The sequence below is a fragment of the Silvibacterium acidisoli genome (assembly GCA_022870745.1).
Lineage (GTDB): Bacteria > Acidobacteriota > Terriglobia > Terriglobales > Acidobacteriaceae > Silvibacterium.
Genome location: CP085323.1, coordinates 1,232,565 through 1,251,148 on the forward strand (window position 1 = coordinate 1,232,565; position 18,584 = coordinate 1,251,148).

Here is an 18,584-nt window from a genome sequence, read left to right on the forward strand (position 1 = left end):
AGTCGTCTGAATTCTTATATCTCCACCGGAAGTACACGGCCTATAATCGTCGGGCAGGGGGACTTTTGGGCGAATCAAGACACCGGCGGATGACCGTCATTCTGCTGGCTGCAGCTGTGCTGTTGCTGGTTATGCTGCTGGGCGCGCTGAATGCCTTCAAGCTGAGCTTCCTGGAGCCTCAGACAACCGGGCAGATTTTTCTCTATACGGCGCTCTCCGTTCTGGCTTTTCTGCTTTTCGTTACGCTCCTCGTTCTGCTCGTCCGCAATATTCTGAAAATGCTGGCCGACCAGCGCAGCCAGGTGCTGGGTTCGCGCCTGCGCTCCCGCATGTTGCTCGGAGCTCTACTGATCTCGTTTGCTCCGGCACTTTTTATGTTTCTGTTCAGCTTCGGGCTGATGAATCGCTCGATCGACCGCTGGTTTTCACAACCCGTCGCCGAACTGCGTGAAAACTCCAACCGCATCGCACTCGACCTGGCTCACTACGTCAGTCTCAATGCGAGAGCGGAGGCCGAATCGCTCTCGCGGTCGGAAGATTTTACCTTCGCCTACAAGACGACCAACGCCGAAGCGATGCTGACCGAGATTCGCAGCCATCGCATTACCCTGCAGGGCGGCTTCGCGATTGTGTTTCGCGATGGCACTGACCTGGTTCGATACCAGATTCCGGAAACAACCCAGCCTGCGGTCGTTCATTCGTGGCTGGAAGGCGACGCCGACTCCGACACCACCGGCAGCTTCATCGCTTCGGCTCTCAAGACCGCCCAGCGCACCGATGAACCGGTTCTCTCCGTCGGTGACGCGCAGTTTGCGGTCGGGGATGCCACCATCGAAGGCGGAGGCGTGATTGTCGTCGGCCTGCCGATGCCTGCCGGCCTCAGCTCAGTGGTTGAGCAGATCCGCAGCGGGACCGACCAGTACTGGAGCATCTACCGCGAACGCCGTACGGTCCGCAGCACATTTTTCCTGCTGTTGCTGATGCTTAGCGCGCTGATCTTCTTCGCCAGCAGCTGGCTTGCGCTCTACCTCTCCAAGCAGATCACGCGGCCGGTTGAAGCTCTTGCCGATGCCATGAACGAAATCGGCAACGGCCGCTACGAGCAGCGCATCACGATCTCCGCAACCGAAGAGCTCGGCGAGCTGATCCGTTCCTTCAACCACATGGCGGCGGATCTTGAGCAAAGCCGCACGCTTGCTGAGACCTCGGCGGCACAGCTCTCTGCCGTCAACCTTACCCTCGAAACCCGCCGTAAAGAGCTGGAGACGATTCTCGAAACCATCCCCAGCGCGGTGGCGACGCTCGATGCGAACCGCTGCATTCTGCAGGCAAACCGCGCCTTCCAGGACATTGCCCTGCTGCACAGCCAGCGTTCGACACCCGCACCATCCCTTGCCGGGACTTCGCTCTCCGCGGTTTTTGCCAACGACCTCTACGGCGAACTCGCGCTGCTGGAGCGCCGCGCGCAGCGCATGGGCATTGCCGCCGCTGAGGTCGAGATGCCCGTCTCCTCCGGCAACCTGAGCCTCACAGCAACGATCGCGGTTCTCGACCTGGGCGTACATAAACGCGGCTCGATCCTTGTGATTGAAGACGTAACCGAGCTGCTGCGTGCGCAACGCCAGCTGGCGTGGAAGGAAGTAGCGCAGCGGGTGGCGCATGAGATCAAGAATCCTCTGACGCCGATCGCACTCTCCGCTGAGCGCATCCGCCGCCATATGGATCGCAACCTTCCGGAGTCGGCCAACGTGATTCGCCGCTGCGTGGATGTAATTCTGACTTCGGTGGAATCGATGAGCACGCTGGTAGGCCAGTTCGCGGTGCTCGCCGAGTTCCCGGTGGCACAGCCTCGCCCGACTGACCTGAATGCCATTGTCGAAAGTGCGCTCATGCTCTTCCAGGGACGCCTGAGCCACATTCGCATCGAGCGCCGCTTCAGTGAGAACCTGCCGCCGGTTATGGCCGATGAACAATCGCTGCGCCGCGCGCTGGCCAACCTGGTAGACAATGCGGCCGAGGCCATGCAGAACAGCCTGGTCCGCGTGCTTTCCATCGAGACATGCATGAGCGAGAGCTCCGGCATGGCGGAGCTGGTGCTCTCCGATACCGGCCACGGCCTTACCGATGACATGCGCGAGCGGCTCTTTCTGCCCTATGTTTCCACCAAGCAGAGAGGCACCGGACTCGGACTGGCCATCGCCGCGAAGATCATTCAGGAGCACCACGGCGCCATTCGCGCCGAAAATAACACGCCCGCTGGTGCGCGCTTTATTCTTGAGCTCCCTCTGGCCGACAATGGTGTTGTGAAGAAGACTGAGACATCGCTTCTGCCATCGTCGGAGATGAGCCAGTGAATCGCATCCTGATCGTTGATGATGAGCAGGAAATCCGTAAGTCGCTTGAAGAGATTCTGACCGAAGAAGGTTATTCGGTGACCAGCACCGCAAGCGGCGCCGAAGCCATCGTGTTGCTGCGCGATGCGCCCTACGACGTGATGCTGCTCGACATCTGGCTGCCCGACCGCGACGGCCTCGACGTGCTCGGCGAGATGCGCTCCATCGATACGGAGGATAAACCTGAGGTCGTTGTCGTCTCAGGCCACGCAACCATCGAGACGGCCGTGAAAGCCACCAAGCTCGGCGCCTTCGATTTTCTCGAAAAGCCGCTGTCGCTTGAGCGCACGCTGATCGTGGTAAAAAACGCGATCGAGGCAAAGCGGCTGCGCAATGAGAATCTCGAATACAAACGGCAGCTCGCTCTCGAAACCGCGATTACCGGCGAGAGCGTGCCTGCCAAGGCGCTGCGCCAGCAGGTAAAGCTGATGGCGCCGACCAATGGACGGGTGCTGATCTACGGCGAGTCCGGAACCGGCAAGGAACTGATTGCACGCGCGATTCATGCGGAGAGCACGCGTGCCGACCGCGTTTTCATCGAGCTGAACTGCGCCGCCATTCCCGAGGACTACATCGAGAGCGAGCTCTTCGGCTATCGCAACGGCGCTGTTCCCGGCGGGCCCGCGGAAAAGCGCGGCACCTTCGAACGCGCCAATGGCGGCACGCTTTTTCTCGACGAAGTCGGCGACATGAGCCTGAAGACGCAGGCCAAGGTCTTGCGGGCACTCGACGAGCAGCGCTTCGTGCCCGTGGGAGCGACGCAGCCGATCAGCGTGGATGTGCGTGTGATCGCGGCGACAAACAAGAACCTCGAAGAGGAAACGGCGAAGGGAAATTTCCGCGAGGATCTCTTCTACCGCCTCAATGTGATTCCGTTCTTCGTCCCGCCGCTGCGTGAGCGCAAGGAAGATATCCCGCTGCTGACACGCGAGTTCCTGCGCGCTTACGGACGCGAGTATGGACGCCCGCGCATCGAGATCGAAGACGAAGCGCTTGAGTTGCTCAAGCAGTATCCGTGGCCAGGGAATGTGCGCGAGCTGAAGAACATTCTCGAGCGCGTGGTCATTCTCAATCCGCAGGTGCAACGCATCGAGCGCAGGCACCTGCCTATGCTGGTGCATCGCGCAGCCAATCGCCGCACTGCCGGCTTCAGCACGTTGCAGGACGCGCGAGAGAGCTACGAACGGGAGTACATCCTCAAAAAGATCGACGAGTGCAACGGCAACATGAGCCGCGCTGCGGAGTCTTTAGGGCTTGAGCGCAGCCACCTGTACCGGAAGATGCGCACGCTCGGCATCAGCACACGCGAATAGCCTGTTCTTAAAAACATTCACCGCAAAGGCGCAAAGAAGAACCGCGAAGCTCTGCGGACCTTGGTTTTTGCGCCTTTGCGGCGAAGAACTTTTCTTTCTTACTGCCTACTCGCCTTCCTCTTCCTGCTTTTCCTTCTCAGCCTTGTGGGCTGCGATCTCTTCCATCTGGCGGCGCCAGTCGAGAGCATCGACAAAGCCGCGTGAGTCGCGCCACTTCTCCTTCACGATCACGTGCAGTTCGAGAAAGACACGCGTGCCCAGGAGCGATTCAATCTCCTTGCGGGCGGAAGCGCCGATCGCCTTGAGCTTGCTGCCCTGCTTGCCGATCAGGATCGCTTTCTGCCCCTGGCGCTCGCAGTAGATCACGGCGGAGATGCTGGTCAGCGGCAGTTTTGCATTGGGGCGAGGCTTGGCAGGCGGTGGTGGCGGCTCCTCGAAGCGCTCGATAACAACCGCGGAAGCATAAGGCACCTCTTCGCCGGTTTCCATCAGGATGCGTTCGCGGATCAGTTCGGCTACGAGGAAGCGCTCGGGCTGGTCGGTGTACTGGTCCTTGGGGAAGTAGCGCTGGCCCTCGGGCAACGCGTTCACGAGCTTGTCGAGCAGCGGTTCCAGCCCGTCGCGCTTGCGTGCGGATATGGGAAAGACTTCTGCGAAGGGATAGAGCTCCATCAGTTGCTGGATCAGCGGCAGCAGGTCGGAGCGCTTCACCAGGTCGATCTTGTTCAGCAGCAAAAAGACAGGGCAGTCGAGCTTCTTTACGAGGTTAAATACAAACTCGTCCTCGCTCTGCACTTTGCGGCCGCTTGCGTCCTTCGGCGTGGAACGCGTCACCTGCTTGCCGTCTGTAGACGTGATGGTGAGGCCCAGCTTCGCGCCTTCTCCTGCTTCGGCGTCGGGATCGAGCCCTGGCAGCTCCAACCGGCGCGTGGCATCGACCATCAGCAGCACCACGTCGCGCGTTTCGAGCGCGTCGTAGACCTCCTGCATCATGCGCTTGTCGAGCGAGGAATCGGCCAGGTGTACGCCCGGCGTGTCGACGAAAACTACCTGCGCGGCCGGATGCTTCCCTTTACGCGCGGCAACTTCCAGCACGCCGTGGATGCGGTTGCGCGTGGTCTGCGGCTTGGCCGTGACGATAGCAACCTTCTCTCCAACCAGCGCGTTTAACAACGTGGACTTGCCCGCATTGGGCCGTCCGATAATCGATACAAATCCTGACCGCAAAGGTCACTCTCCTTCGTTCTTCTCCGCGCGCGCCAGGCGCACGCGTTCGATCCTGCGATCGGTTGATGCGAGAATCTCAACTCGCACCCCATACAGCACGACCACTTCACCTGCCTGTGGAATGCGTCCGGCTTCTTCGCTGATAAGACCGCCGATGGTGGTCGCTTCATAGTCTTCCGGCAGGTCGACCTCTCCGCCCAGCAGCTCTTCCACTCGGCTCAGCTCCAGGTTGCCAGGCGCGATCCACGAACCATCCTGCTCGTGCAGGATCGACTCGGAATCTTCCTCGTGCTCGTCGGTGATGTTTCCGACAATCTCTTCAAGCAGGTCTTCGATGGTAACGAGCCCGGCGACGCCACCATACTCGTCAATCACGATACGCATGTGCTGCTTCTCGCGCTGCATCTCACGCAGCAGCTCATTCACCTTTTTCGTCTCGGGAATTACCGTTGCCGGGCGCCGAATGCTGCCCACCGTCTGCGTCTTCGCGTCTTCGTCGCTGATGTGTAGCAGGTCATGCGCGAAGACGATGCCGATGATGTGGTCTACTCCGCCGCGATACACCGGGACGCGCGAGTAAGGTTGTTCCTCGATCCGGCTGATGAACTCTCCGATAGTGGTCGTGTCGGGAACGGCAAACATCTCGGGACGCGGTGTCATCACTTCCCGCACCACCTTATCGCCGAACTCTACCGCGGAGCGCACCAGCTCGCGGTCGCTCTCCTCGAGGATGCCTTCTTCTTCGCCTGCTTCGAGCAGCGCGTCGACTGCTTCCTGCGATGTCTCCTCTTCGTTGTGCGGGGCCGACTCGGCCAGCGCGGCAATCGACAGCAGAAAGCCGAGGAAGAACGTGATCGGCATGGTGAGGTAGAAGAGTACGCGCAGAGGCTTCCGCAGACGAACGATCCAGATGCCCCGCGTACGCGTGAAAAAGACGAACGGCAGAAACTGATTAAAGATCAATATGACCAGCAGGACGCCTAGAACCACCTGTGCGATCTCAGGTGCCGTCGGCCGGTCGTGGAGCGAGGCGCGATCGAAGAGCAGCTCGCCGAAAAGCAGCGTCAGGCTCGAAAGCGAGAAGAGCACGAGAATCGAGGCCGAGAGGCGAATATGCTCGCTGCCCAGCTTCATGCGTGGCTCGACATGCTGCTCCCAGGCGTCGATGTTCTCCTGGAACTCGCGGGCGAGAAACTTCCCCATCTCCGAATACAACCGCTCTACGTAGGAAGCGAGCGTGAAGATGACCAACAGGATCGTGATGAGAATGGCAGAGAGAACGGTCATGCCTTTGCCTTTTTGGCTGCTGTCTTCTTTGCGGGTTTTGTGATTTTCTTCAACGCCGTTTTTGCGACAGTTCGCTCGATCAGGCCATGCTCCAATCCGAGTTTCTTACGAAGGGCGGCTTCGCGCCGGGCCATCTGGCCGTCGTCGGTTTCATGATCGTATCCGGCAAGATGCAGCGCGCCGTGCAGCAGCAGAACCTTCACCTCGTGTTCGAGGGAGTGTCCGCGCAATTGCGCCTCGCGCGCAGCCGTCTCAAGAGAGATCGCAAGGTCTCCGGCTACCTGCTCGCTCTTCGGCATGCCCGGAATGGGAGCCGCCGGGAAGGAAAGCACGTCGGTGGCTTTGTCCTTCTTCCGGAAATCGCGATTGAGCATGCGGATCTCTTCATCGCCGGTCAGCAGCACGGAGACGTCGCCATTGAGCTTCACTGCCTCGATGGCGTTCCCGAGGAAATCGGTCATCCGCTGTTTGCCGAGCAGTCTGGCGGGGAAGAGCTTTCGTATGTCGGGGTCGATCTGGATCATTGGCAACGGACCGCAAAAACAAAGGAGGGCACCGGGCCCTCCTTTGCTATGTTACCGTAACGGGTCTTCATTTACTGCGGTTTGGAAGCAGTCTTGCCCTGCTCCTCGTTGAAGCCAAGCGGCAGCTCGCGTTGCGAGCGTCCGAAATTGTCGTAAGCCTGGATGACGCGCTGCACCAGCTGGTGGCGGACAACGTCTCCGCTCTCGAAGTGAATGAAGCGCACACCGTCTACCCCGTCGAGCACCGCCATCGCCTCGAGCAGGCCGGACTTGCGCGGATTGGGCAGATCGATCTGCGTGACGTCGCCGGTGATCACAGCCTTGGAGTTGTTGCCAAGGCGCGTGAGGAACATCTTCATCTGTTCACCGGTGGTGTTCTGCGCTTCGTCCATGATGATGAAAGCGTCATTGAGGGTGCGGCCGCGCATGAAGGCGAGCGGCGCAATCTCGATGACGTTCTTTTCGAGCATGCGGTCGACCCGGTCGGGTTCGAGCAGGTCATAAAGCGCGTCGTAAAGGGGACGCAGGTAGGGATCGACTTTTTCCTGCAGACTGCCGGGCAGGAAACCCAGCTTTTCGCCGGCTTCGACTGCCGGGCGGACCAATATGATGCGGCTGACCTTCTTTGCCAAGAGCGCGGCTGCCGCCATGGCGACCGCGAGGTAGGTCTTGCCGGTACCGGCGGGGCCGATGCCGAAGACCATGTCCGACTGCTCAATTGCTTCAAAATAAAGGCGCTGGTTGACTGAACGGGGCTGTACGATGCGCTTTACACCGGCACCGCCGGATCGCTGCTTCCCTGTCTCTGCCAGGCTGCGCAGGGTCACCGATGGGTCGGAAACCACGAGACGCAGCATGCCATGCAACTCACCATTCATCAGGCTGGTGCCTGACTTCCTCAAACTTTCGTAGTCGGAGAAAATGCGCTCGACCCGGCTGATATTCTCCGGCGAGCCCTCCACCACCACGGCATCCGATTTCAGATCGATGCGCACATGGAGCATATCTTCCATGAGCCTGAGGTTTTCATCGCGGGTCCCGAAGAGGGACTCAAGATTCGCAGTGATGTTGAGAGCTTTTTTCGTCAAGTCGGAAAATTCCCTCCGTGGCAGTCCGAAATGGTATCCGGACTCCATGTAATTGGATGCACTGGTGTTTGGAATCGAAGCGCTCGAAGGAGCATACCCAGCCGGTTGGCCCGCTGGAGGGAAGGACTTGCTGACTGCGTCCGTCGTTGCGCCTGAGCTTCGATGGGCTCAGAGTAGCCCCGGACCGAAGCTGCGTCAATGCCTGTGCCATGAAATATCTGGAAAAGGGAGGTCAAAATAGCAATTCCTAGCCTTAACGGTTAATCTCAATAAAGCGAAGAGCACCCCGAAGGTGGCCGCCGCCCGACGGCAAACATGCCGAAACCGGTTGACCGGGGCCGCGACCTCACATAAACTTATCTATTGCAGGGGATGTGAAATTGCCTGCATCCCATATTCAAGAAAAGAGTTTCGAACTACCATGGCAAATCACGTCTCATCCCTGAAGCGCGTCCGTCAGACCGAGCGCAAGACTGCGGTCAACCGCGCCAACAAGAGCCGTATCCGTGGCAGCCTGCGTCTTCTGCGCGAAGCGATCCAGAAGGGTGATGTCCAGGCCGCTTCCGAACAGTACCGCAAGACCGCCTCGGCCCTCGACAAGAGCGTCCAGAAGGGCGTTCTGCATGCGAACACGGCTTCCCGTTACAAGAGCCGCCTCAACGCCCGCGTCAAGGCGCTGGCCACCACGAAGGCCGCTTAAAAGCTTTAGAATCAATGAAAAAGGCCGGCCTTACGCCGGCCTTTTTCATTTTTGAGACAAAACCGGCAGATCAATGTGCGACCCGGCGTAAATGCGCTGAGCGGCCTTGCGATAGGCGTTCTTTTTCGCGGTCATAATGTCCGGCACGAAGCTCTGCGGGTTGCGGTCGTAAAGCGGAAACCAGCTGCTCTGCACCTGAACCATGATCCGATGTCCCTTGAGAAAGGTGTGGTCAGCCCCATGCAGGCTGAACCGGTACTCCTCTGCCTTATTCACCGGAATCGCCTCCGGCTTCTCGAAGCTCTCCCGATAGCGGCCCTGGAAGATCTCATCGACGATCATCAGCTGATAACCGGCCATATCCTTCTCCGATGGCTCGTCCGGGTAAACATCGACCAGCTTGACGACCCAGTCGCTGTCGGTACCGGAGGTCGAAGCCAAAAGGTCCGCCATGACATCTCCGGAGATCGTCAGGTCAGACTTGAGCGGCTGGGTTGTCCAGGTCGCAACATCCTTCCGGCTGCCGTACGGGCGCTGATCCTGCACCAGCCACGTATACCAACCTGACCCGTTCGGCGAATAAGTCGCTTCAATGGGCCGTTCGCGATACGGAACAGGTTTTGCGGGATCGGAGACGTAACCGCGGAAGGCGTTTTCAGAGGCTGGCGCATCGAATTGCAGGCTTCCGTCGGCTCCCAGGTAAAGCCTGCGGATCTTTGCTTCAGACGGAGGCCAGGTGCCGTAATACTTCCACCGATCGCTGCCGGTCTCGAACGCAGCAACTCCGGCCAACTCGAAGCCCGGCTCGTCTTTGAGATATTTCGCAAAGAACGGAGCTTCGATTTTCGCCCGGAACTGGTCACCGGTTGCCGCGCCGAAATTCACGGCTCCGAGATGGCGCGTGGTGGACTCCCACTCACCGTGGTTCCACGGTCCCAGCACCATGAATACCTGGTTCTGTCCGTCGTGCGGCTTCAGAGCGGCATATTCGGCCTGCGTGCCCCACATGTCTTCCTGGTCCCACCAGCCGCCCACTTCCAGTGTCGGCACACTTACCGCGGTCAGATGGTCCTGGACGGCGCGGGAACGCCAGAATTCGTCGTAGCTGGGATGATCGATAAAAGCCTTCCCGGTCGGTAGTTTATCGACGCCGGATTTTTTCCCTGCCTGCGCGAACGAACCCGCCTTCAGGAAAAAGTTATAGGCGTCCTCGTCTATCCGGCCGAAGGTCGCTTCCTTCGTCGATTCCATTCCGAGCACGTAATCGTAGCCGTAAGTCTGCCGGAAGGCTCCGTTGTGAAAAAAGTCATCGCCTATCCATACATCGGTCATGGGAGCCTGCGGCGAAATCGCCTTCACTGCCGGGTGCGGGTCGATGCCCGCTTCTGCCGCCAGAAAACCGGGATAAGAGACTCCGAATACGCCGACGCGCCCGTTGTTCTCCGGAATGTTCTTCAAAAGCCAGTCGACGGTGTCCCACGTGTCGGTGCTCTCATCGACGCCCTCGGGATCGGATGACTTCGGATCATGATGCGCCGCGATCGGGCGCATCATGACGAACTTTCCCTGTGACGCATAACGGCCTCGAATATCCTCCATCACGAAGATGTAGCCGCTTCGCGCGAGTTCAGGATGAAAGGAGTAGATGTTGCCGGCGCTGTAGCCATCCACCCCGTATGGAGTTCGCTCCATAAGCATTGGCAGCGGCTTGCCCCATCCCTGCGGGCGAATGATTACAGCGTGGAGCTTCACGCCATCGCGCATGGGAATCATCGCCTCTTCGCGCACGTAGGTGTGAAAGCTATAGATCACGGGCTGGTCTGAGCGTCGTTCGAAGACGACCTTCTCCTGCCCGGCGATGCGTTCCACCCCGGTGGTAACCCCGCCCGTCGTTAAGAAATGAAAACGCAGGCCATGATCGGGACTGAGAAAATCTCCGGGCGAAACCTCTTCGAGCGGCATCGCCGGATATCGCGTGGTCTCCATCGCAAGATGGTTGCCATCGCGAAAGATAGACAGCAGAGCGTCCGGCTCATCGCTGGTTGAGTACTGTCCGGCGTAAGAATCGAGTTGCGCGGTGCCGGCAGCGAAACATGCAGGCGCAAGACACAAGAGTGCAGCAAAAGCGAGCCGGCGAAGCGGTCGAAGGTTCAACATGCGGTCGGAAGTTACCTTGGAAGTCTGCCGGACCCGTTCACAGCACCTCGACCAAGGGTTTTCCCTTGGCGCAGCGAAATGCGATTGCATGCGGGCAGCAACTGAATTCTGGTTTCTACCATACGCTCGAATGCCCTGTGCAGCCACTGGCGCGCGCCATCCCGTAAGTGCCTCACACGCAAAGCATGATGAAATGCCGGCGATGTGGCAGAATCAGCATCAGGAATGGCCAGCGATCCGAGACCTTCTTCACTGCGAGATCCGCAACTGCGTGATCTTCTCGTCTTTCACAACGTGGCCCGAGCGCTGACCTCCTCGCTCGACCGCGACGCGATTCTGCGCGCCATCATGCAGCAGATGGAACAGTTTTTTGAGCCCGAGACGTGGTCGCTGCTGCTTATGGACGAGACCCGCCGCGAGCTCTACTACATCATCGCCGTGGGCCACACAGAGGCCGATGTTCGCAACCTGCGCATCCCCGTCGGCCAGGGCATCGCCGGATGGGTCGCCGAGCACGGCGAGAGCCTGATCGTTCCTGAAGTCAGCCAGGATCCGCGCTTTTCAGCACCGTCCAAAATTGAGGTGAAGCCTTCGCGCGTACGCTCGGCCATCTGCATGCCGCTGCGCAGCAAACTGCGCACGCTGGGTGTTATCGAGCTGCTCAACTGCAGACTCGACACGCTCAGCGACTACACAATCTCCTTCCTGCACGTACTCTGCGACTACGCCGCCATCGCGATTGAAAATGCCCGCTCCGTAGAACGCATCCAGGAGCTAACCATTACTGATGACTGCACCGGTCTTTACAATGTGCGCCACCTATATCGCGTGATGGAAAGCGAACTCGAACGGGCGAAGCGCTTCCAATCGAGCTTCAGCCTGATCTTCATCGACCTCGACCACTTCAAGCGCGTGAACGATGTCTACGGTCACCTTACCGGCAGCCGCCTGCTCGCCGACGTGGGGCAGGAGCTGCGCAACGCCGTGCGTGAAGTCGATTCCGTATTCCGCTATGGCGGCGACGAGTTCATCGTGCTGCTGCCGGAGACGGGCAAGGAGGCCTCTCGGGATATTGCGAAGACGCTCATCTCGCATCTCCGCAACCTGCGGTTCCCTGCCGGTAACGGAAGCGATCTCGAAGTCAGAGCCAGCATCGGCGTGGCCACGTATCCCGACGACGGCGAGGCCGTCCACGAACTGATAGGGCGTGCCGACGCGATGATGTACCTGGTAAAAAACTCGACGCGTGACAATGTCGCCGTCGCCGGCATCGGCCTGCTGCCACGCTAGCGCGTTTTAGACCTGTCTTGAGTGGTCATCCATATCTGGGATTGTCTCCCTGTCCTGAGTTGTCATCCCAAACGCAGTGAGGGATTCGGGATGACAATTTCCTCTGAGCTGGTAAGCCAGCGTGAAGAAACTCTTTAGGGTGTCGTCTCTGACGGCATGCGCGGATCGCCGTTTTCCTTCGCACGCGGATTCAGTCCGAAGGCCCAGACGTCGAGATTCACATCCTGCGGCGATAGCACTTCGAACAGCGCGTACTCGCCGATCAGCAAAGCGTTCTTCGGAGTCAGCTTCATCCAGCGGCCTCCGGGAAGGATCTCTTTCTTCATCTCGGTGATGTCTTCCGATGCTCCTGCCTGTGCGATGCGGGAAACCTCCTGCGCGAGGATGGTGCGCAGGTTGTGGCTGCTGTTCATGCGCAGGATGAAGTAGCGGCTGTCGGGCGAGCTGTGCGCGTTCTTGTCCTTAATCTCGGCGGCTCCATGCGTGTCGACCGTAAGAGCATTCCCCGGTGGCTCATCGGCCTCGCCCGGGGGCGCGTCAAGGCTGACGAAGAAGACCGGAGCCTCTACGTGAAACTGCACGCGCGAGCTGCCGCCTTCGATGCGCACTGCCTCACGCGCCCCGGCAGATGTGACGAGAGGAGCGGCCTTGATGCTGTGCTCGGATGCCTTGTTGAGGTCTTCATTCGACTGCGGGAGGTGAATCAGCTCGATCTGCCCCTGGTAGGTGTCCAGCGCCCACACGCCGGTCTCATCGGGCAGCCGCAGCCCCGGCGAGATGAAGGGCATGCGTGCGTTTTCAGCATCGCGCGAAGCACGCTCCTCTGCGTCGATCTTCGCGGCCTCGCTCATGCCTTCAGAGTGCGAGGTATCCGGCGCTGCCGAGTCGTCGCCGGCCTGGTGCTGGCGGTTCCATTTCGCGGTCGCGTCCCAATCGACAAGGGATGCGGGAATCTCTTCCCAGTCGTCACGCTCGGCGCTGAAGAAGCGCACACGATCGCCCTTGCGCTCATACTGGGTGATCACCTGGTAGCTGCCGTCTTTTAGCACCAGCCTCTGGCGCGTGGGCTGGCCCTCAACCGGCAAGGTTCCGGCAAGCAACAGGCAGGCGAGAAAGATAGGCCGAAGGCGTTGCATACGACTTGTCTATCGTAACGCCTATTTCTTTGGCAGCGCACAGGTGAAGTTTGCCGCGTCCGACTCGTCTCCGCTGCCCTTATAATGAGCTTCTTTCGGATATGCGCACAGAGGCCGCGTCATGGTGATACGCGGACTGCCCATGCCTTCGGTCTCGATCTTCGCAGCAATGACCTGTTCGGGAGCCTTGCCATTCTCGACCCAGTCTTCGAGCGCCTGAGCCATATTATGCGTCGCGTCCTTCGGGCCGGTTCCGGGCACCCAGCCGACCTGCCCGAAGCTGCTCGGCCCGTCGCCACCAGTGCAGTGTTGCATGCCGGGAACCATGAAGAGCCGCAGGAAGGAGCCGGCATGAGGATTGGCTGCTTCAGCCTTCTGGTAATAGTCGAGCGTGCCCAGCGGCGAGATCGCCGGATCGTTCCAGCCGTGGTAGAGGATCAGCTTGCCTCCTCTTGCCGCGAAGGCACTGAGGTCAGGATTGGTCGCATCGACGGCATCGCCGGTCTTCTCGACTGCCTGCTTCAGGCCGTCTGCGAGTTGAAAGGTCTTGTAGTCCCAGTTGGGATCTTCATAAACCATGTACTTGAAGTAATTCACTCCGAAGGCAAAGCCGAGGCTCTTGCCGGGCTCGGAGCCGACAACCCATGGCCCCCAGCCTCCTGGTCCATCTTCGGCACCGGGCAGATGCGCCGGATAGAGCTCTTTACCCGAAGCATCGACCGTCGCCGAGTAAAGCGACTTGAGCGTGTCCACCTGCGGCCTGGTCAGGCAGGCGTCAGATGGATCACCCTTGCAGAGCAGAACCTCGGGATCGAAATGACACTGGCGCGGATCGTTCAGAATGCCGTCAGCAATGCCATCGGCCTTGTCGCAGGCCGCGTTCACGGCAGCGTGGATCGCAGGAATCTTCGAGGCCGGGATGAAGCTTTCAGGGGTGCGCATGAGTGCCTGCGTCTTGGTCATGCCACCTGAGAGCAGGTTCGTCCAGTTATAGGCGGGCGCTCCGGCAATGATGCCGTCGTAATCGGCGGGATAGCGCTGGGCTTCCATCAGGGCTTCGCGACCGCCATCGGAGCAAGCCAGGAAGTAGGAGCGGGATGCGGCCTTACCGTAGTAAGCATCGAGCACGGACTTGGCTGTGGTCGTCATCTCGTGCACGCCGCGATGGCCGAAGTCGATGACCTTTTCAGGATGCCCCAGAGCCCACGACGCATCCGTGCTGTCGCCCTTGTGTCCGGCATCGGTGGCTGCTGTCGCGTAGCCTTCCATCACCGAATAGGCGAGCCAGGTGTAGGCCATGGAGCCGGCGAATCCACCATTACCCTGCCCGCGAAATTTGCCATTCCAATGCTGCAAGGGCATCCAGACTTCGATGGCGATCTTCGAGTCGGGCGTCGGAGTGCTTTCCACCGTCACACGGCAGAAAGGTGGCAGCTTTGCGAACAGTGCGGCAGCCTGGGGGTTGGTTTGGGCAAGCTCTTTGCCGAAGCTGCCCGTTGGGAATTCTTTTGCTTCAAGTACAGCGGCGTGCGGAAGATGCAGCGTGGCGAGCGACGAACAGGAAGCAGCCTGCTGTGCATAACCGGTAGCGCACAGGGAAACCGCCGACAGAAGGCACAGCAGAACTCGTCTCATTCCCTACCCCTATTTCTGCGTGGCCTCAAGATGCTGGCGCAGCATGTCGTCAATATCGCCCATTTTGTCGCTCAGTGTATTGAGACGGGCGGCAAGTCCCTGAATCTCAGCCTCAGCGCGGCGGTTCACGTCGTAATCCAGTTCACCGCGCAGCCGATCCTTCATGTCCTGGCGATTCTGGCTCATCATGATGACCGGTGCCTGGATGGCCGCCAGCATGGACAGAAAGAGGTTGAGCAGAATAAATGGGTATGGATCCCAGGAGTACTTCTTCAACACGATGTTGATGGAGGTGTAGACCAACAGCACCGCCGCAAAGGTGATGATGAAGGTCCACGAACCGCCGAAGCGGGCGACCGAGTCCGCTACCCGCTCGCCCCAGGTCGATTCTTCCTCGATCATGTCATTCGCGTTGCGGCTGGCGCGCATGCGGACAAGATGCTGCGAAGCATGGAACTGGCGGCCAAGGACGGCAAGCATATCCATACCCGCCAGCGGCTTGCGCTGCAGCAACACAGAGATGTCGTGGCGATCGATTTCCACGCAGATGGTTTCTTCGATCGCCACCGCGTTTGTCTGGTGCGGCGTCTGCTCGAGCATCGAGGCGAAGCCAAAAAAATCTCCGTGCCCGGGCTGATCGATCAGGACTTCCTGGTGATCTTCGTCCACTGTCGAAACGTGCACCTGCCCGGAGATCAGCACGTAGGCGTGGTCGCCAGGGTCGCCCATCTTGTAAATGCGCTGGCGAGGGGCAAACTTCCGTAGCTCGACCTGCGCCGCCAATACAGCCATTTCGTCATCGTCGAGCAGGGCAAAAAGCGGTACGTGTCTCAATTCTTCGATATCACATGGCATGGTTTAACCCCTGGGTCAGGATTCCTGCAGGGTCGCACGGCAGGAAACTTCCGACAACTTATAGATAACAGCAATAGATACCTGGCAAAGATGACTTCCTGATTACAGCCGCTGCCTGCCAGAGGAGCACAACCTCATTTATCCTCGAACCATGCGTTTTTCATCTGCCCTGCTAGCCGGCAGCCTGACCCTGCCCCTCTGCTTCGCTTCGTTCGCCCAGAGTCCCGCAACGACTCCTGCATCGGATTCCGCTCCAGCCGCCCAGCAGCAGCCAGCCGCGCAACCGGCACCGGCTCAGACTACAGATCAGACGAATCCGCCGCTTAAGCTCGAATCGCTTCCGGCGGACCCGCATACGCCCACGCCCGAAGAACAGGCCGCGGCCGAGGCCGCCCGCAACCGCGCAGCCGTCGCGCGGCTGGCCACGCTACAGGCGAACTGGGGACCTCCCGGCTCGACCCCCGGCTACTCGCTGACGCTCAAAGAGGTCAACCGGAACCAGACTCCAGCAGGCACCGAGGTTACCTACCGGCTGGCGGCAACCGGATTCACTCCGCAGACCCGTCTCACCCTCATGCACTGGCCGCTCAATGACAGGGTGAATCCGGTCATGAACAATGTGACCATCGATGCTTCGGGCCAGGCAATCTGTGCCGATGCCGGCCTGACGCCCACTCCGACCGCGACTACTGCCGATCAGGCGCCCTCCTGCGCAAAGACCACGCAGATCAACATGCCGATTGAAATCAAAACCACGGCCGCCCCTGGCGAAGCGGTAAGACTCGCTCTGGTCGCTCCCGACCGTAAGGGAGCCGAGGCCCAGGCCATACCGTTCCCGGTCGCGGCAGAAAACAACGGCTGCAAGCTACAGGTGCTTCGAGGATCACGGGACAACGAACTTGTCCTGGTGGAAGGTGACGGATTCAAGCCGACAGCCCAGCTCGACCTTGGGGCCGAAACCTACGGCGTAAAGGAACCGCTGCACGCCAAGATCGACGACAAGGGACATTTCGCAGCTGCCGTCACCCCTTACGCCAAGGATCACGACAGCGGCGATACAGTGATTTTTGCCCAAAGCGGAGCCTGCACCGCCACTCTCTCCTTCCACTGGGGAAAAAGCACCTACAAAGCCCAGTAAACACGGCAGTGAAACCGGCAGCGGCCAGCAGATTTGCTGGCCGCTTTCAATTTGCACCGGAAATGCTGCTTTCCCCCACGGCTTCCGGCAGTTATACTTGATTGTGCCCGTCTGGAGCGCCAATCAAAGACATCTAGGGAAGGTTCAGCAGAAATGTCCTCAAAGTACATTTTTGTAACAGGCGGAGTTGTGTCCAGCCTCGGTAAAGGTCTGGCTGCGGCCTCCATCGGTTGTTTGCTCGAGGCCCGCGGTCTCAAGGTCAACCTCATGAAGTTTGACCCATACCTCAACGTCGATCCGGGAACCATGTCGCCGTTTCAGCACGGCGAAGTTTTCGTGACCGATGACGGAGCGGAGACCGACCTCGACCTCGGCCATTACGAGCGATTCACCCACGCGCATCTCACCCGCGACAACAATCTGACCACCGGCCGTATTTACGAGCAGATCATCACCAAGGAACGCCGCGGTGACTACCTCGGCAAGACCGTCCAGGTGATTCCGCACGTCACCAACGAGATCAAGAATGCGATGCGCAAGGTCGCGTCGTCGAACGACGTCACCATCGTCGAAATCGGCGGCACCGTCGGCGATATCGAATCGCTGCCCTTCCTCGAAGCCATCCGCCAGATGCGCCAGGAGCTTGGCCGCGAAAACACGGTCTTCGTCCACGTCACCCTGGTCCCATGGATCGCCGCTGCCCAGGAGCTGAAGACCAAGCCGACCCAGCACTCCGTTAAGGAGATGCTCTCGATCGGTATACAGCCCGATATCCTGCTCTGCCGCACCGACCGCTTCCTGCCTCGCGAGATGAAGAGCAAGATCGCTCTCTTCTGCAACCTCGAAGAGCAGGCCGTGGTCACCGCCAAGGACGTCGACTCCATCTATGAAGTCCCGCTGACCTTCGCGCACGAGGGCGTCGACGCGCTCACGCTGAAGTACCTGCACCTTGAAACGAAGGAGCCGGACCTCAGCCGCTGGGAAGAGATCGTTCGCCGCTCCTACAATCCGCAGGACGAGGTCTCGATCGGCATCGTCGGCAAGTACGTCGAGTACGAGGACAGCTACAAGTCGCTCAAGGAATCGCTGACACACGGCGCACTCGCCCACAACCTGAAGCTGCGCGTGACCTGGATCGAAGCCGAAGGGCTCGAAACAGAAAACTATGGCGACCAGCTGAAGGACTTCGACGGCATCCTCGTTCCCGGAGGCTTCGGTAAACGCGGCGTCGAGGGCATGCTCAACGCCATCCGTTACGCACGCGAAAGCAAGGTGCCTTATTTCGGCATCTGCCTTGGCATGCAGACGGCCTGTATCGAGTTTGCCCGCAATGTCTGCAAGCTGAACGGCGCGAACTCCAGCGAATTCGATCCGGCAACGCCGCATCGCGTGATCTACAAGTTGCGCGAATTGACGGGTGTCGAAGAGATGGGCGGAACGATGCGTCTCGGCGCATGGAACTGCGTGCTCACACCGGGTTCGCGTGCCTACGAAGCTTACGGCACGGCAGAGATCAGCGAACGCCACCGTCACCGTTACGAATTCAACCGCGAGTACGAAGCGCTGCTGACCGGCGCGGGACTGCGCATCACCGGAACCACTCCCGACTCGACTTATGTCGAGATCGTCGAGCTGCCGGATCACCCGCACTTCCTCGGCTGCCAGTTCCATCCGGAGTTCAAGTCGAAGCCGCTCGAACCGCATCCGCTCTTCAGCGGATTTGTGAAAGCAAGCTACAAACAGCGTACGAAGATGAAGGCTACGGCGGAAATCCAGACCGAAGCCCTCAAGAACTAACCAGCGGTTTCAAACCAAAGCAAAGAGCCTGCGCAATGCGCAGG

The 18,584-nt window shown here is 59.6% G+C and carries 14 protein-coding genes; 6 read left to right on the top strand and 8 right to left on the bottom strand.

The window, feature by feature from the left end:
- The first annotated feature begins 89 nt into the window (after positions 1-89).
- On the top strand, positions 90-2,354 hold the full coding sequence (locus tag LJD29_RS04970; protein ID WP_446744649.1) for a sensor histidine kinase: 2,265 nt from the start codon (positions 90-92) through the stop codon (positions 2,352-2,354).
- Positions 2,351-3,706, top strand: a complete 1,356-nt coding sequence (locus tag LJD29_RS04975; protein ID WP_446744650.1) for a sigma-54-dependent transcriptional regulator — start codon at positions 2,351-2,353, stop codon at positions 3,704-3,706. The genes LJD29_RS04970 and LJD29_RS04975 overlap by 4 nt, the downstream gene beginning before the upstream one ends.
- A 105-nt stretch (positions 3,707-3,811) precedes the next feature.
- Here LJD29_RS04975 and era read toward each other — a convergent pair whose 3' ends face one another.
- From era to LJD29_RS04995, 4 genes are all read right to left on the bottom strand, one after another.
- Entirely contained in the window at positions 3,812-4,933 is a 1,122-nt protein-coding gene (era, locus tag LJD29_RS04980) for a GTPase Era (RefSeq protein WP_446744651.1), read from the bottom strand.
- Between the two features lie 3 nt (positions 4,934-4,936).
- Positions 4,937-6,220, bottom strand: coding sequence for a hemolysin family protein (locus LJD29_RS04985; protein ID WP_446744652.1), 1,284 nt, complete (start codon positions 6,218-6,220; stop codon positions 4,937-4,939).
- Positions 6,217-6,744 carry an rRNA maturation RNase YbeY gene (gene ybeY / locus LJD29_RS04990; RefSeq protein ID WP_446744653.1) on the bottom strand — a complete coding sequence of 176 codons (528 nt, stop codon included), beginning with the start codon at positions 6,742-6,744 and terminating at the stop codon, positions 6,217-6,219. The genes LJD29_RS04985 and ybeY overlap by 4 nt, the downstream gene beginning before the upstream one ends.
- 71 nt (positions 6,745-6,815) lie before the next feature.
- A complete protein-coding gene (locus LJD29_RS04995; protein WP_446744654.1) occupies positions 6,816-7,832 on the bottom strand; it encodes a PhoH family protein in 1,017 nt (338 codons plus the stop codon).
- Between the two features lie 421 nt (positions 7,833-8,253).
- Here LJD29_RS04995 and rpsT point away from each other — a divergent pair, with 421 nt between their 5' ends.
- Complete coding sequence (gene rpsT, locus LJD29_RS05000; protein ID WP_446744655.1) at positions 8,254-8,532, top strand: 30S ribosomal protein S20; 279 nt, start codon at positions 8,254-8,256, stop codon at positions 8,530-8,532.
- Between the two features lie 45 nt (positions 8,533-8,577).
- On the opposite strand, the gene LJD29_RS05005 is transcribed toward rpsT, so the two are convergent.
- On the bottom strand, positions 8,578-10,689 hold the full coding sequence (locus LJD29_RS05005) for a CocE/NonD family hydrolase (RefSeq protein WP_446744656.1): 2,112 nt from the start codon (positions 10,687-10,689) through the stop codon (positions 8,578-8,580).
- 204 nt (positions 10,690-10,893) lie between these two features.
- Between LJD29_RS05005 and LJD29_RS05010 the strand changes: the two genes are divergently transcribed.
- Positions 10,894-11,979, top strand: coding sequence for a sensor domain-containing diguanylate cyclase (locus tag LJD29_RS05010; RefSeq protein ID WP_446744657.1), 1,086 nt, complete (start codon positions 10,894-10,896; stop codon positions 11,977-11,979).
- Positions 11,980-12,113: 134 nt separating this feature from the next.
- Here LJD29_RS05010 and LJD29_RS05015 read toward each other — a convergent pair whose 3' ends face one another.
- Genes LJD29_RS05015 through LJD29_RS05025 form a run of 3 tightly spaced genes read right to left on the bottom strand, consistent with a single transcriptional unit; the run spans position 12,114 to position 15,605 of the window.
- Complete coding sequence (locus LJD29_RS05015) at positions 12,114-13,115, bottom strand: hypothetical protein (protein ID WP_446744658.1); 1,002 nt, start codon at positions 13,113-13,115, stop codon at positions 12,114-12,116.
- A gap of 21 nt (positions 13,116-13,136) precedes the next feature.
- Complete coding sequence (locus tag LJD29_RS05020) at positions 13,137-14,750, bottom strand: tannase/feruloyl esterase family alpha/beta hydrolase (protein WP_446744659.1); 1,614 nt, start codon at positions 14,748-14,750, stop codon at positions 13,137-13,139.
- Positions 14,751-14,759: 9 nt separating this feature from the next.
- Complete coding sequence (locus LJD29_RS05025) at positions 14,760-15,605, bottom strand: DUF1003 domain-containing protein (RefSeq protein ID WP_446744660.1); 846 nt, start codon at positions 15,603-15,605, stop codon at positions 14,760-14,762.
- Positions 15,606-15,756: 151 nt separating this feature from the next.
- Between LJD29_RS05025 and LJD29_RS05030 the strand changes: the two genes are divergently transcribed.
- A complete protein-coding gene (locus tag LJD29_RS05030; RefSeq protein ID WP_446744661.1) occupies positions 15,757-16,743 on the top strand; it encodes a hypothetical protein in 987 nt (328 codons plus the stop codon).
- A gap of 153 nt (positions 16,744-16,896) precedes the next feature.
- Complete coding sequence (pyrG, locus tag LJD29_RS05035; RefSeq protein WP_446744662.1) at positions 16,897-18,540, top strand: CTP synthase; 1,644 nt, start codon at positions 16,897-16,899, stop codon at positions 18,538-18,540.
- Positions 18,541-18,584 lie beyond the last annotated feature (44 nt).

Coding starts and splice junctions, on each gene's coding strand:
- LJD29_RS05005 (WP_446744656.1), bottom strand. CDS start 10,689: ATGTTGAACCTTCGACCGCTTCGCCGGCTCGCTTTTGCTGCACTCTTG.
- LJD29_RS04985 (WP_446744652.1), bottom strand. CDS start 6,220: ATGACCGTTCTCTCTGCCATTCTCATCACGATCCTGTTGGTCATCTTC.
- pyrG (WP_446744662.1), top strand. CDS start 16,897: ATGTCCTCAAAGTACATTTTTGTAACAGGCGGAGTTGTGTCCAGCCTC.
- LJD29_RS05025 (WP_446744660.1), bottom strand. CDS start 15,605: ATGCCATGTGATATCGAAGAATTGAGACACGTACCGCTTTTTGCCCTG.
- rpsT (WP_446744655.1), top strand. CDS start 8,254: ATGGCAAATCACGTCTCATCCCTGAAGCGCGTCCGTCAGACCGAGCGC.
- LJD29_RS04970 (WP_446744649.1), top strand. CDS start 90: ATGACCGTCATTCTGCTGGCTGCAGCTGTGCTGTTGCTGGTTATGCTG.
- LJD29_RS05020 (WP_446744659.1), bottom strand. CDS start 14,750: ATGAGACGAGTTCTGCTGTGCCTTCTGTCGGCGGTTTCCCTGTGCGCT.
- LJD29_RS05015 (WP_446744658.1), bottom strand. CDS start 13,115: ATGCAACGCCTTCGGCCTATCTTTCTCGCCTGCCTGTTGCTTGCCGGA.
- LJD29_RS05030 (WP_446744661.1), top strand. CDS start 15,757: ATGCGTTTTTCATCTGCCCTGCTAGCCGGCAGCCTGACCCTGCCCCTC.
- ybeY (WP_446744653.1), bottom strand. CDS start 6,744: ATGATCCAGATCGACCCCGACATACGAAAGCTCTTCCCCGCCAGACTG.